11 protein-coding genes are annotated in these 14049 nt (G+C 40.0%); 1 reads left to right on the top strand and 10 read right to left on the bottom strand.

All coding sequences use genetic code 11. The annotated features are described in order from the left end of the window. Positions 1-39 precede the first annotated feature (39 nt). On the top strand, positions 40-753 hold the full coding sequence (locus BFS30_RS00755) for a hypothetical protein (RefSeq protein ID WP_069377525.1): 714 nt from the start codon (positions 40-42) through the stop codon (positions 751-753). Between the two features lies 1 nt (position 754). On the opposite strand, the gene BFS30_RS00760 is transcribed toward BFS30_RS00755, so the two are convergent. The 10 genes from BFS30_RS00760 to BFS30_RS00805 form a co-directional block, all read right to left on the bottom strand. Next, complete coding sequence (locus tag BFS30_RS00760; protein WP_069377526.1) at positions 755-1339, bottom strand: TIGR00730 family Rossman fold protein; 585 nt, start codon at positions 1337-1339, stop codon at positions 755-757. 66 nt (positions 1340-1405) lie between these two features. Further along, a complete protein-coding gene (gene guaB, locus BFS30_RS00765; RefSeq protein WP_069377527.1) occupies positions 1406-2881 on the bottom strand; it encodes an IMP dehydrogenase in 1476 nt (491 codons plus the stop codon). 138 nt (positions 2882-3019) lie between these two features. After that, positions 3020-3466, bottom strand: a complete 447-nt coding sequence (locus BFS30_RS00770) for a DinB family protein (RefSeq protein ID WP_069377528.1) — start codon at positions 3464-3466, stop codon at positions 3020-3022. Between the two features lie 113 nt (positions 3467-3579). Further along, a complete protein-coding gene (locus BFS30_RS00775; RefSeq protein ID WP_157262842.1) occupies positions 3580-4653 on the bottom strand; it encodes a hypothetical protein in 1074 nt (357 codons plus the stop codon). A 68-nt stretch (positions 4654-4721) separates the two neighbouring features. Next, a complete protein-coding gene (locus BFS30_RS00780) occupies positions 4722-6041 on the bottom strand; it encodes a hypothetical protein (protein WP_069377530.1) in 1320 nt (439 codons plus the stop codon). A 349-nt stretch (positions 6042-6390) separates the two neighbouring features. Next, on the bottom strand, positions 6391-9591 hold the full coding sequence (locus BFS30_RS00785) for a TonB-dependent receptor domain-containing protein (protein WP_069377531.1): 3201 nt from the start codon (positions 9589-9591) through the stop codon (positions 6391-6393). A 152-nt stretch (positions 9592-9743) separates the two neighbouring features. Continuing rightward, entirely contained in the window at positions 9744-10775 is a 1032-nt protein-coding gene (locus tag BFS30_RS00790) for a FecR family protein (protein WP_167353111.1), read from the bottom strand. Positions 10776-10951: 176 nt separating this feature from the next. Next, the gene (locus BFS30_RS00795) at positions 10952-11545 is read right to left on the bottom strand and encodes an RNA polymerase sigma-70 factor (RefSeq protein WP_167353112.1); all 594 of its coding nucleotides are present in this window, start codon (positions 11543-11545) and stop codon (positions 10952-10954) included. 111 nt (positions 11546-11656) lie between these two features. Continuing rightward, positions 11657-13063, bottom strand: coding sequence for a S41 family peptidase (locus BFS30_RS00800; protein WP_083251890.1), 1407 nt, complete (start codon positions 13061-13063; stop codon positions 11657-11659). 87 nt (positions 13064-13150) lie between these two features. Then, positions 13151-14047, bottom strand: coding sequence for a GNAT family N-acetyltransferase (locus BFS30_RS00805; protein ID WP_083251891.1), 897 nt, complete (start codon positions 14045-14047; stop codon positions 13151-13153). Positions 14048-14049 lie beyond the last annotated feature (2 nt).

The raw sequence follows: 14049 nt of genomic DNA on the forward strand, positions 1-14049 counted from the left end.
GGAACACTATTTCGGCATGATTATCGTTCTTTTAGACGTATGAGAATAAAACTGGTCTTATTTTTTTTAGCTTGTCAGACGGCTGTTTATGCACAAAACTTTAAGTACCCGACGCTTCCAAATCAGGGGAAATCCTTGTCTGCATTAATTCCGGCCAACTGGAAAATTTTAGATTCCATTTCCGGGGACCTGAACCACGATCAATTGAATGACTTTGCCTTTATCATGGAATACCATAAGGAAATCCGCGAAAGCCGGGCTTATGGAGACAATACCACAGAGATTATTACGGAAATCCAAAAGCCGAGAATCCTGGCTGTTTACTTTAAACGGGCAGATGGAGCAGGTTACCAGATCGGTGTACAAAATAACAATTTCATTCTCCGCTCGGCAGAGGGTGGTGCTATGGGCGATCCATTACGACCATTAAAAATTGATTCCAATAAACTTGTTTTATCCTTTGAAGGGGGTGGCGACTGGCGCTGGAAGCTGAACTATACCTTCCGATACCAAGATAAAAACTGGTTTCTGGAAAAAGCAGGCAACCAGTATTACAATGAGACTTCGGGAGAGATGACCAATAAAAAATATGATTTCATCCTGAAAAAAAGATTGGTCACTACCGGAAAAACCCACAACAGAGATGCGGCCAATGAAACGGTGTCTCAGGATTTTCCGCTAAAAAACCTGCGTACCTTTCATAGCTTCAAAAAGCCCTGGACCTGGGAAATAGGTCCGGACGAATTCTTATAACTTAGCTCAGGTTCCGGTCTTTAAACCATTTATCGTCGGGAAGGGCATCAAATTTCATCATCTTTTCTACCAGAATTTTCGGATCAGCTTCGTTAAATACCAGATCTCTGTTGCTTTGCTTCAGAAACTGATGTTGCACCATCACATCCATCTGTGCAAAAAGATGATCGTAGAAACCACCTATATTCAATACGCCGATTGGTTTAGCATGCAAACCGAGCTGCAACCAGGTCAGCACTTCAAAGAACTCTTCTAAAGTTCCGAAGCCTCCGGGCAGGATGATGAAACCGTCCGCCAGATCTGCCATTTGTTGTTTACGCTGATGCATATTTTCAGTGATGATCATTTCTGAAAGCCCGGTATGACCTACTTCTTTATCCATCAGAAACTGAGGAATCACCCCGGTTACCAAGCCATTACGGCTTAAAATCTCATCCGCAATTACACCCATTACCCCCACGCTTCCGCCACCATACACCAGGCGGATCTCATGGTTAGTAAGCGTCTCAGCAAGATTTTCGATAGCGGCTAATAAAACCGGATCGCCATTAAAGTTTGCACCACAGTAAACACCTATAGATTTCATAAAAGGTTGAAATAAGAAAGGGTTTCCATGGAAACCCTTTCGGTAATAATAATATCTGGATTTAAATTATCTCGTACTCGAGTAGTTTGGTGCTTCTTTAGTGATAGAGATATCATGTGGATGACTTTCTCTCATACCCGCTGCAGTGATGCGTACAAACTTCGCTTTTTGTAAATCTTCAATTGTTGCGGCTCCGCAATAGTGCATTCCTGCTCTTAAACCACCAACATACTGATAGATCACTTCTGCTAAAGTCCCTTTGTAAGGAACACGGCCTACAATTCCTTCCGGAACCAATTTGGTTACCACATCTTCTTCATCCTGAAAATAACGGTCTTTTGATCCCTGTTGCATGGCTTCTACTGAACCCATACCACGATAAGATTTAAATTTACGTCCTTCATAGATGATGGTTTCACCTGGTGACTCTTCTACTCCTGCAAACAGTGAACCTGCCATGATACAGCTTGCTCCTGCGGCAATCGCTTTAACGATATCACCTGTTTGTTTAATTCCACCGTCAGCAATTACAGGAATTCCTGTTCCGATCAATGCCTGAGCACATTCAAAAACCGCATACAACTGAGGTACGCCTACCCCTGCGATAATTCTTGTAGTACAGATAGATCCCGGGCCGATACCTACTTTAACCGCGTCAGCTCCTGCTGCTGCCAATGCTCTTGCCGCATCAGCTGTAGCGATATTCCCAGCAATCACCTGTAAATCAGGGAACCTTTCTTTAATCGCTTTTACCATATCAATCACACCTTTGGAATGACCATGTGCGGTATCCACAGTAACTACATCTACTCCTGCCGCAACTAAAGCTGCCACACGATCGATGTTGTCTGCTGCCACACCTACCGCAGCACCTACACGTAATCTTCCGCGCTCATCTTTACAGGCCTTCGGGTAGTTTTTATATTTTTGGATGTCCTTAAAAGTAATTAAACCGGCAAGGTGTCCCTCTGCATTAATTACAGGAAGTTTTTCAATTTTATAGTCTTGTAAGATTTCTTCTGCCTGTAAAAGAGTCGTACCTTCAGGAGCAGTGATCAGATTTTCTCTGGTCATCACTTCCGAAACTTTACGTTGCATGTCTTTTTGGAAACGAAGATCTCTATTGGTGATGATACCCACCAGTTTATTGTCAGCATCAATTACAGGAATTCCACCGATTTTAAAGTCCTTCATGATCTGGAATGCATCCGCCACTTTAGCATCTGCATTTAAAGTAACCGGATCCTGGATCATTCCACTTTCTGAACGTTTTACTTTTCTGACTTCTTCCGCCTGGCGCTCAATGCTCATGTTCTTATGAAGCATTCCGATACCACCTGCCTGGGCGATGGCAATTGCCAGACCAGCTTCAGTTACCGTATCCATTGCTGCAGAAACTACAGGGACATTTAAGCGTATTTTTTTGGTAAGAAAACTTCCGGTATCCACGTCACGTGGCAGAACTTCAGAATAAGCAGGGACTAATAATACGTCGTCGTATGTTAAGCCTTCAGAGATAAATTTATTGGGATCGAGTTGCATAGCAAATAATTTAGGAGTTACTATTTGCCGGGCAAAGATACGATTATTTTGACTATCCTGCAACAGTTTTCAGAATATGGCCGGTTTGAGTTAAAAGATTACACTAAGATTAAGATTCCTTAATCCAGGCTGAAGGGCCTAATAAGTTAGCATCTGCCGCAGATGATGTTCCATATGGGCAACATAATCGATGAACAGCCATCTTATAGTTTGGGCTGTTTCTCCCCCATTGAAACAAGTTCTGTTTAAATTTTCAGGGTCCATATTCCGGATCAGTGCAAGGATATGACGGTTATAGGTTTCCCAGAACAAAATCAGTTGTTTGCTGTCCAGCAAATTGTAATGACTATAGGTATTCCAGGAGTTCTGATCATAAACGATTACCGGTACCTGTTCGAACTGTGCTCTTACAAATCTTTGGTGGTTATTTGTTGCACTGTCAATGAGGTGTCCAAGCATCTCTTTATTACTCCATTTTCCGGGAGCAGGTTTATGCTTAAACTCTGCTTCAGCGCTATTTCTTAATAAGGATGGGATGGTATCACAAAGATACTGCAAACGTGTGGTGCTTTCCTGAACTGACATAAAGCAAATATAAGATAAGAAAATCAAAAAACGCCATGTGGCCTATACAACGGGGGGATACTTGCATAGACCAACATGACGAAACGAGAACAGATTTTAAAATTATCTGTATTTTATTTAAAGTAAGGAGCGATGTCTTTCATGGTAGGACGAATGATGGTACCATCCCAATCATCTGGTATAATTTGATCTCCCAGAATAAAAACGGCAGCTCCTCCGGCGGTAAAGGTGATATTACCGGCAAAGAAACCACTTTCCGGTCTGGCAGGTGGAAATTCATTCGTCATGTCATAAGGAAGTTCTGTTAATGTCCCTCTTTTCACAATTCGGAACGAGTATACGTTCAGGTTAGGTGCTCCGGAGTCGGGCAAAGGGGGCAATTCTATATTTTTACTAAAAGAGCCATCAGCTGGCAACTCAATTCTCAATGTTGTTGCTGTAAATTCAAAAGGTCTCATTCCGGTAGAGGCACCTTTATAAAAGATCAAATCTATCGGCCCCAGAAAAACCCCTACTTTATTTGTAAATGAAGCATTTACAATCATATTCGCAGGATTAGTTGGTACAGCAAGATCTATCTTATCAAATATTTTTGTCCCGTCATAAAAAAAGGTCAAAGACGCAGCTGATTGTGCACCTATAATTTCTTTATCCATTAACGGTACTGTTGTTCCTTTTTTACGTATTTGTAATGTTCTTTTCTGGTCTGCTTCGATACCAATGCTCAATACAGAATTGATGACATCGCTACCGGATTCCAACACCTGACCATCCATCACAAACTCCAGCTCTTCTGCTCCTGAGTATCCTTTGATACTTAAAGCAACGACTTTGCTGAATATTTTATCACCATCAAAATAATAGGTTATATTTTGCAGTTTTTCTGCTGCTGAAATCATTCTTTTACTTAGAATTGCTTCCTTCCCTTTACTGCGGATTTGCAATTCGGCACCTTCGCCTTTCACGATTACCTTAACATTGAGATCTCCATTACTTTTAGTTGTCTGTCCAATTACTTTTCCATCTTTCAGGAATTCAAGTGTGTCTGTTAAAGTCGTTCCTTTAATAGACAGGTCAATTACGTTGGGTGGACTTTCTACAGCCAGTTCCTGTTTTTTACAACCAAACATCAATAGGAACATCATTCCCAGACAAGAACAGAAGATAATTTGTATGTTTTTTTTCATGTATGTTTTGTTTAAAAAAATGAATTGCAGCAATATGCTGCAATTCATTTTAACCATTTTTTATTCGCTTACAAAGTTGACCAACCTTGAGCCCAGGTAGCATCAACTGCAAAGGCACCATTAGTAGCACCAACGAAGCTTAAAGTTCCATTGTTAAAGAACGGCTGAGACATGCTGAAAGAAGGAGCAGTAGCAGCGGTAGAAGTTGTATTTCCAGTGTAAGTTCCTGCAGGAGTGATTGCAGCAGTAAATCCATGGAAATCATTGCTTGTTAGTTTAGAAACCGTTGAAGCATAGAAAGATTCTGTACCATCATTGAAAACGAAACCTGAAGGATAACCAGTGATGATTGAGTTAGACAATTCGATTTCAGCACCACGACGGTTACGAACTCCGAATTTGTATCCAGCGTTAGTAGCTGAAGTACCAATAATACTGAAGTTTCTTAGTTTTGGGTGAGTTTTTGGAGTTAATGCAAAAGTAGCATCTTCTGTAGGAGCATTGTTATCCGACTCGATACCATTTGAATCTGAAGAACCACCGCTTTGGCTATGTGTAGAGTTTTTATCTGCTACAGCTACTGCATATCTGATCGATCCATTGTATCCGTTATCGAAGTCAAAGTTATCATCATCAGCTGCTTTAGAAACCAGGTAAGTTGCATTTACAGTTCCACCGAAGAATTCGAATGAATCATCTTTTCCATAAAGAACAGCAATATGATCTAAAGTAGTTAGGTTACCTACACCACCAAGTGTTAGTCCGTTTACTTCGTTATCAGTGCTTAAGTTAAAACCAGCATACTCGATACGTACATATTTTAAAGTTCCTGAGTTATCATTTTCAACTTCAGAACCTTTAGCCGAACCAAATGTATAAGCTCCGCCTGTAGGAAGACCTTCAATTTCTTTAGTTCCGGTTGTAGTATTCACGTGTGCTTTACCCAAAAGGATTACACCACCGAAATCACCAGGAACAGGATTTGTAGCAGCGTTGTTATCTAACAAGTTACGGCTAGTGAAAACAATTGGGTTTTCAGCTGTACCAATTGCATTGATTTTAGCACCACGTACGGCTACCAAAACACCATTCGGAATACCTACAGTGTTTACAGTTGATTTAATGTAAGTTCCAGGATTGATCGTTAAAGTAACACCACTTGCAACAGTAACCACACCGCTAAGTTCCCAAACTTTGGTATTATCCCAGGTAGTATTGGTTGTAATTGTACCACTTACAGTTTGAACAGGTAAAGCAGCAGCAGCAGCATAACTTGCTACGGTACTACGTTTTTCAAATCCGTTATCGTTAGTATTTGAATCTTTTTTGCAAGAAGAAGCAAAAGTCAGGGCAGCTAAAGCTAAACCGGTTAATAATACATTTTTCATAATATTACAATTGTTGTTATTGGTTCTTGGATGATTTTTTAATTATTATTATGGTATTTTAAACATGAATGTTACCATTGTATGTTTTTTTTATTAAATTGCAGTCGTATTTAGCTGACTAAAGCTCTAAGCTTATGGCCCTTGGCTGATAAGCTTACCAAATTGACAATTTTAAATTAAGACGGTCTTGTACTGTTTTCATACTGATGCGCCATTAGGGGTAGCACAGGCTTTTTATCTGACAGGGTTCTCAACAACCCTGTTTTTTTTTAACCTTTATTTTCAGTTGAAAAGACCATTGTTATTTTCTCCTTTCTTTGTTTTTTAGGGGGGATGAAACTTCTGTTAGTTAAAAATTATAGTTTAGCTGTAAGCTAAATGTCCTTCCAAAATAAGTTCGCTGCGTAATTCTTTCACCCGGCTCATAATTATCAGACTTTCCAGGAGCATAGCCCGGCACTTTTTCTGCATTGGAGTCTGGCGTATTTTTATAAAAAGTAGAAGCCTGATCAAATAGGTTCGCGACATTGAACTTCAACTGCATCTTATTTTTCATCAATCTATAACTTACCTGTGCATCAACCATGCTTCTGGGCATTTCATAATCAATGGACTGAGGTCCGGCACTAACGATATAGGTTTTCCTTCCGCTTTTATTATACATCAGGTTAGCGCCGAAACGATCTCCCTGATATTGAAGTCCCATATTGAGCAGATATGGACTTTGACCATACATTGGACGATTTAACTTTTCCAGTATATAAGTTTCTTCGTTTGTGATCAGATCAATAACTCTCCTCCTTCCCTGAACCCTGGATTTCTGTAAGGTCAGGTTTCCGTATAAGGTGAAATTCTGAAGCCATTCCTGTGAATCAAAAAAGTCTAGTTTTTTACGGAATTCAAATTCAAGTCCATAAACTTTGGCATAATCAGAATTTGACAATAAATAATAAGTATTCGCTCCTTCCGTCTGACTTAACTCTACAGGTTTATCAAAATACTTATAAAATCCTCCTATTGAAAACACTTCACCAAGCCCTGGGAACCATTCACCGCGAAGATCATAGCTGGTAATTTTTGTGCTGGTTATTCCACCATTGGTCATATCACCATCCAATTCCGGAACATATCTGAAAAATTGGCTATTGTCTAGCAATTCCGGACGTACAACAGTAACTGACCATGCTCCTCTGATATTAATCTGGGAATTCATACTGTAGGTCAGGTTTGCTGAAGGTAGCCATCTCCATGCCGGATCACGTTGTTGGGTATAAGGTACCCGTGACCCACCATTGCTTGGATTAGTAATAGGTGTATATTTAAAATACTCTCCACGAAGGCCCCATATTAATCGCCACTTCTCTGCCAACCGGTTATCAAACATTAAGTAACCTGCATCAGTGGTACTCTTTCCGGAAAACCTGTCCATAAAATAGAGCTGATACATATAACCTTCAGCACCTACGTTTTCAGGCTTTTGCATCTCCGCTACGGTTATATATTTTAATGCGGGGTTTAATTTACTGCTATTCACAGTCAGAGGAAGTATAGTCCAGTCAAAACCTCCTTTTTTTCTATTTCCATAATATCCTATTTTAACCGTATTGCGCAATGGTCCGATATTAAATGGCAATGTTCCGGCAATATTCCAGGTATAATGTTTTTCGTTATTTTTATAATACTGTCGGGACATCGGAGAAGTCTTCGGTTCAGAAAAATTACCCGGGTAATAGAAATATTGATATTGACCTTCGATTAATTCAGGCGCCTGTTCTGCGGTGATCAAGTCCTTTTCTTCTCTGGTTACTGCTGTCCTTGCAGCATCCCATTCCAGCTTTATTTTACCAAGCTGATGCTGTCCTGATAGTTTATTTTGCAATAAACCAGTAAATGTAGGATCATCATTTTCACGGATAAATGGTGGCCGGCTTGCAATTTCTTCATTAGAAACGTCAGCATTATATCCATAGGTTCTGAATAATTTATTGCTGAACATTCTGGTATAAGTATTTCTCAGACTTAAACGATGTATACCCAATTGAAGGCCCACATTTAATAATCCACCCCAGGTGGTGTTATAACTATAACTATTGCCATAATTATTGGCCGCTAAATTCCAGTTACCACGTCGGAAGTTATCATAGTTTTCTATGCTCTGACCATTCCTGTATGTGATCGCGCCGGTAAAACCAAGTTTAGCTTTTTTAGCCGTATCGAGATCAAATTTTTGCCCTATCGTAAACTGATAACTTTGGTTAACTGGTGCACTGTTCTTATAAAGCGTAAAATTATCATTTGTAAAGCGTCTGCTCTGGTCATCCACACGTTGCTGAAGCTCTGCAGGTGTTAAAGATTGGTTTACACTAGGATTGGTAGGCAATAAATTATCTGGTGCACTACGTCTGCCATCATCAAATCCAAGAAAATCGTATTTACCCCGCTTATGACTATAAAATGAATTTCCGGTTGTCCGGTCATTATAAGAATTTCCTATTGCAAAGGTGACAAAGTTTTCATCCGGCATATCCTTAGTGCTGACCTGAATCAGGCCCCCCCCAAAGCTGGTATTCATATCCGGGGTTACCGTTTTACTGACCACTACATTATCTACCAATCCTGAAGGGATCAGATCAAAAGAGAAATTACGGCTTTGAGCCTCCGTACTTGGTAAAGGAGTTCCGTCCAGCAATGCAGCATTATAGCGCTCTCCGATACCACGCACAATAACAAACTTATTGTCAGCAGTACTTACTCCGCTGATTCGTTTCAAACTCTCGCCAATATTCCTGTCTGGCGTACGGCTGATTTGCTCAGCGCTGATACCATTACTCATTTCGGCGGCATTTTTTTGACGTGCCAGCAGCCCTTCAGCAGATGTTTTCTTGTATCCACCCGTAATAACCACTCCCGTTAATGTTTCCGAGGCTGGTTTCATACTTACATTCAAGGGAATATTCTCTCCTGATTTAACGATCACCTCGGTTACTCTTCTGGGCTGATAACTCACATAACGTATTTCTACGGTGTAAGTACCCGGATCAACACTGATGCTAAACGAGCCATCTACTCCTGTACTTGCCGTACGATTCAGTTCTACAACCTTAATCCCGGCGCCTGGCAATGGCTCTCCTTTTTCGTCCAGGATTTTACCACTGATTTTTCCTGGTTTTACCGGATCCGGAAGTTTATATAAAAGAATGGTATTAGGGTCATTGATTTTATAAGCAACACCGGTTCCTTCCAGCATTTTTTTTACCACCTGCGCAACAGGCATATCTTTTACATCGATACTGATATGATGTTCTCTTTTAAAAATAGCAGGGTTATAATTGATGATACAACCGGCTTTATCTTCTAAGGTGCTAAGTCCTTTAATCAGGTTAACGTTCAACAGCTTCAGGCTGACCCTGCTTTCTGCTTTATTCTGTGCTTTAGTGCTCCCTGAAACGCTGCATACACAACTGGCTGAAAGCAGGACAGCAATCAGAAGTGATTGAGGTTTAATTTTGTTAAAGTATTTTATTATTAAAAAGTATAGCGTTATATTCATTGATTCAAAAAGTTTTTTAATTATCGAGAGTTACGAAACATTTTTAAGGACCGTCCTGTTACAGCAGGGCGGTTTGTTTTTTCATCATTATTCCGTTAAATTTTTCATAGCGTAGCCAATAGGGATGTGGCGGTTTATCAAAACTTAACTCATCATTGACAGTCCTCCCCCCATAAAGTAATTATTGTTTTAGGTGCATTAAATTCATAGTGTATTTTGCCACTACTCATGGTATGCAGCTGCTCCGTAATCTGCTTGATATTTTTATTATAAAAAGTAGCATTGAAACGACATTTCAATATTTTTTCATTTTTCACCTTAAAGCTCACATTATAGCTTCTCTCCAGACGGGTCAGCATCACCCCCAATAACTCATTCTTAAAAATAAACCGGTTTTCTGTCCAGCTGTTAAAGTCTGCGGGGCGTCCTTCGTTTACAGCATAACTGGAATCGCCCAACTGATAGATCAGATTCTTGCCTGGAGTCAGAAAAGAGAGGTGTTTCAGCTTTCCTTTATCTGAAGAAGATACACCAACTTTACCTGTACGTACAGAGACACTGAAACGTTTGCTCTCCGGATAGGCATCCACATTAAATGAGGTCCCCAATACTCTGGTTTGCAAATGTCCGCTATGGACAATGAACGGGCGACTGGCATCCTGCTTCACTTCAAAGAAGGCCTCTCCTTCCAAATGAATTTCCCTGTTTTTACCTTTCTCAAAATGCTGGGGAAAGCTAAGCTTACTTACTGCATTTAAATAAACCACAGAGCTGTCCGGAAGCAACAGTTTGACCCTTTCTCCGCGTCCAGTGATTCTGGTCATTAAAACCACCTGTTGGTTTTCTTCCCTGGTTTCTGTCTTAACGGAATACCAACCTAAAGCCGCTGCACAAACCAAAATGAAGGAAGCCGCATACTTTAACCAGGAAGAATTTGCCTTTTTGAGGGACTCTTCTTCCTCCCCTATTTTTGTCCATACGGACTGAAGCTCAACCTGAGCTGATAAAGAATCATCCCTCCAGTTGTTATCTTCATTCCAGGCATGCTCAGTAACCTCCTTAAAAGATTCATCCATATCTTCCTGTTTCCGTATAAACGAAAACAATTCTTCCTCCTGTTCAGGACTGGTATTCCCTTCCAGATAAAGTTTAAATAATTTCTTTGCTTCTTCGTTAGTATTCACTTTCATTACTTTAAGACGGCCAAACTTCTGCCTGTCTATAAGTATATATCCCGCTAATGGGCAAGATGTCTAGTCGGAACTGAAATAAATTTCAAATAATTTATAATGCACTGAAAATCAGCAAAAAAAACCTCAGCAAGTTTTGCTGAGGCCAATCAAAATAGGGATAGATTGATTTAGGAAATGGTAAATACTGTAAATAAAACAAGTACAGTTTCCGGCGTATGGATTTTAAAATATTGTCTGATATGGCTTAAAGACTTTGCCATATGACTATGTACAGTGTTTCTGGAAATATTCAATTCGTTAGAAATGTGCTCGTAAGTTGCACCTTCCTCCCGGCTTAGCTTAAAGACCTTTTTACTTTGTGGTGGTAAACTATTGATTGCTTTTTCAGCAAGGTTACGATAGTCCCTTAAATCCATAAAACTGGCAATAGGATCATAAACCTGTTCTATCTTTAGTATTTCATTCTGATAAGCACTAGCCTTCGCTTTCCGTTGAAATTCTTTAAATACCAGGTTTCTGGTAATGGTTAATAAAAAAGCATCAAAATCTTTGGACGCATCTATCGTATGTTTATATTTCCATAAGCGTACAAAAACCAGTTGTGTCAACTCAGCAGCTGATTCGGAACACCTTACAAAGCGATAGGCAAACTGGTGCACCTTTCCCTTATAACGATAATATAATTCATTAAAAGCAGCCGTATCACCTTCACGAAGCAAAACAACCAATTTCTCAAGCAAGGATTTGTCTAACTGTTTCAAAATAATTGAGGATAAGATTCTTCCGTTTTTATACTTCCGAAAGTAGGTCCCCTATTTTAACTTAGTATTAAGCCTAAATCAAATGTGTTAACGCGTTTTCTTTTTTTGAGTTTAACGGTGTGTAAAGACCATGCTGTGTACCGCTTTACTAACATGACTATCAGAAAGAACCAGCATCTTCTTCTGAACGGTTCCAGCCTCATTTACAGCAGAAAGTTTTCCGGATATTTTTTTCTGAGCTGAAATCTGATCCAGGGCCTTGCTCAATAAAGCATCATTTATATTTCCGAACGGAACTAAAGGAAGTACGGTAAATTCACTCATTTCTATATCAGGATTGATTCCCGCACTATAGCCTCCCTGCCCCTGTGCATTGAACAGCTTATAGATGATTGGATACATCTCCCAATTTACCTGTCTGGGTATTCTCTGATCCCGGATTAAGAAACTGGCCTCATCTTTACCCACAGTTTTTTCTCCAATGACCCTCACTTGCATATAGGGTTTGAGGTTATTGATGAATACCTCTGATGCAGATGCAGTAGCTCCGGTAGCCAGGACAAAAACCCGTTTTAGGCTCAGGTTGCTTTGAAGAAGGGTGTTAAAATCCACTCGCTGATCAAAGGTTGCCGCTGCTCCGATTGATTCCTTTCTCGTTCCACCGTTCTTATTTCCTTTATAAGTGATGAAATCTGTATCATAGTTTATTCCGGGTGCAATCATGGCACACAAAGCGGCCGCTTCAGATACATCTCCACCTGAATTATACCGCAAATCTATAATCAGATCTGAAATGCCCGAACTTTTAAATGCTGAAAAAACCGGAATTAATGTACCTGAAATACCTGCAGAAAAACCATCTATATAAACGTAGCCTATTTTCAGCTTCTCTCTTTCTATCACCTCATGGACTGCCGGCTGTTCAAAAGTCAAACCAGCAATCATATTCAATTCGGATTGATCAATATACTGTCCTTCTTTAAATTCCGCCAGCATAAGTTTCGTATTCCTGCCATTGAGCAGTTCCTGATCAAATGCCCTGGCGTTGCTGTTCGTAAAACTCTTTCCGTTAACTTTACTGATATAGTTACCTCTTTTCAGGCCATATCTTTCTGCAGGAGATCCCTTTAGGACGCACTTTATCAGACCAAAAACCCGCCCGGTTACCGGCTCCTGAATTATTGCATATTCAAAGCCATATAAGGAACGGGAACTTGGCGCACCCGCCTGATCAGGCAAATAAAGCTGGGAAAAGCGGTCTGCTGTGTTTCTTACCGAACTGAAAAATGTACCTGGAACCTGGGCCAGATCAGGCTTTGAGGGCAACTGATCAGCCCAATAATAGTATCGTCTTAAACTGTCAAGAATCCAGGTATTGACCTGCTCATTACTTCCCTGAGGATATTCTCTTTTTGCATTGTCCTTTTTGCAGGCCCCAATCATCAGGATGAATCCCATAAAAAATCCCGGAATAATCAGTCTGATCAATTGATTAATCCTGCTGTCTTGAATCTTCATTTTTTTCGCATTAGCTTTGATTGGCTAAACACAAAATTAATGCAGCACTATAAACAAATTGTTAAGCCCTCTTCAATTCCATCTCATTTACAGCAGATTAAAATCCTCCCAGACTACCGAGCTGATTTTCCAACCCTTTCTGGTTTTAATGAACTGAAAAATCTTATTTCCGGTAGCTTTAAATGGAATTCCGTTTAATGTGCCGCTTTTCTCATATGTTGAATATCGCTGAGCAATATTTCCGTAAATGCCGGTCTTGTGGTTGATTTCACTTTCAGCAAAACCGGTTAAAGTTCCGTCAGAAAGTATTTGCCGGCGGGGTTCAATAAAAGCGTTCAGATTATAAATTTCTTCATCCAGTCCGCTTTTTTTGATAAAGGTGCTTTCCGTCAAACAAATTTCGGGGATAGATTCCCAGTCTGGCTTCTGATGATTTACATTACTGAAAACAGAAAAGAAACGACTGGTAAGCTGGTTTAGTAACAACTGATCAATTTCAATGGAGTAAAGCAAAAGCTCTTTATTTTCAACATTGATCTCCCGATCAAACACCAGACCTAAGCGTTCTAAAAGCCGGACAGAACTCTTGTTTGTTTTTAATGCTGTTGCCAGAATCCGGCTATGTGCACTAAGTGTTGATGGATGGTTCAGCACCGCTGATGCTGCTTCATAAGCATATCCCTTACCTTCGTATACAGGAAGAAAAGCAAACCCAATATCATCATGTTCGAAATAATCACGTCTGATCATGCTCACCATCCCAATCGTGGTACCTTCTTCTTTCAACCTGACGGTGAAATAACCGAATTTAGGATTATCTATAATTTTCTGAATATAGGCACTCGCCTCCTCTTCATTATTGACGTTTCTATCTCCAATAAATCGTTTCCAACCATCGGTATTTAAAAGCTCCAGCATAAACACCTTGTCATCCAAAGTGATGTCATTAATAAAAAGTCGTTCCGTAACTATATTAGTTTGCATCA

Source organism: Pedobacter steynii, from assembly GCF_001721645.1.
In the GTDB taxonomy this organism is placed as follows: Bacteria; Bacteroidota; Bacteroidia; order Sphingobacteriales; family Sphingobacteriaceae; genus Pedobacter; species Pedobacter steynii_A.

Coding starts and splice junctions, on each gene's coding strand:
- BFS30_RS00755 (WP_069377525.1), top strand. CDS start 40: ATGAGAATAAAACTGGTCTTATTTTTTTTAGCTTGTCAGACGGCTGTT.
- BFS30_RS00760 (WP_069377526.1), bottom strand. CDS start 1,339: ATGAAATCTATAGGTGTTTACTGTGGTGCAAACTTTAATGGCGATCCG.
- guaB (WP_069377527.1), bottom strand. CDS start 2,881: ATGCAACTCGATCCCAATAAATTTATCTCTGAAGGCTTAACATACGAC.
- BFS30_RS00770 (WP_069377528.1), bottom strand. CDS start 3,466: ATGTCAGTTCAGGAAAGCACCACACGTTTGCAGTATCTTTGTGATACC.
- BFS30_RS00775 (WP_157262842.1), bottom strand. CDS start 4,653: ATGAAAAAAAACATACAAATTATCTTCTGTTCTTGTCTGGGAATGATG.
- BFS30_RS00780 (WP_069377530.1), bottom strand. CDS start 6,041: ATGAAAAATGTATTATTAACCGGTTTAGCTTTAGCTGCCCTGACTTTT.
- BFS30_RS00785 (WP_069377531.1), bottom strand. CDS start 9,591: ATGAATATAACGCTATACTTTTTAATAATAAAATACTTTAACAAAATT.
- BFS30_RS00800 (WP_083251890.1), bottom strand. CDS start 13,063: ATGAAGATTCAAGACAGCAGGATTAATCAATTGATCAGACTGATTATT.
- BFS30_RS00805 (WP_083251891.1), bottom strand. CDS start 14,047: ATGCAAACTAATATAGTTACGGAACGACTTTTTATTAATGACATCACT.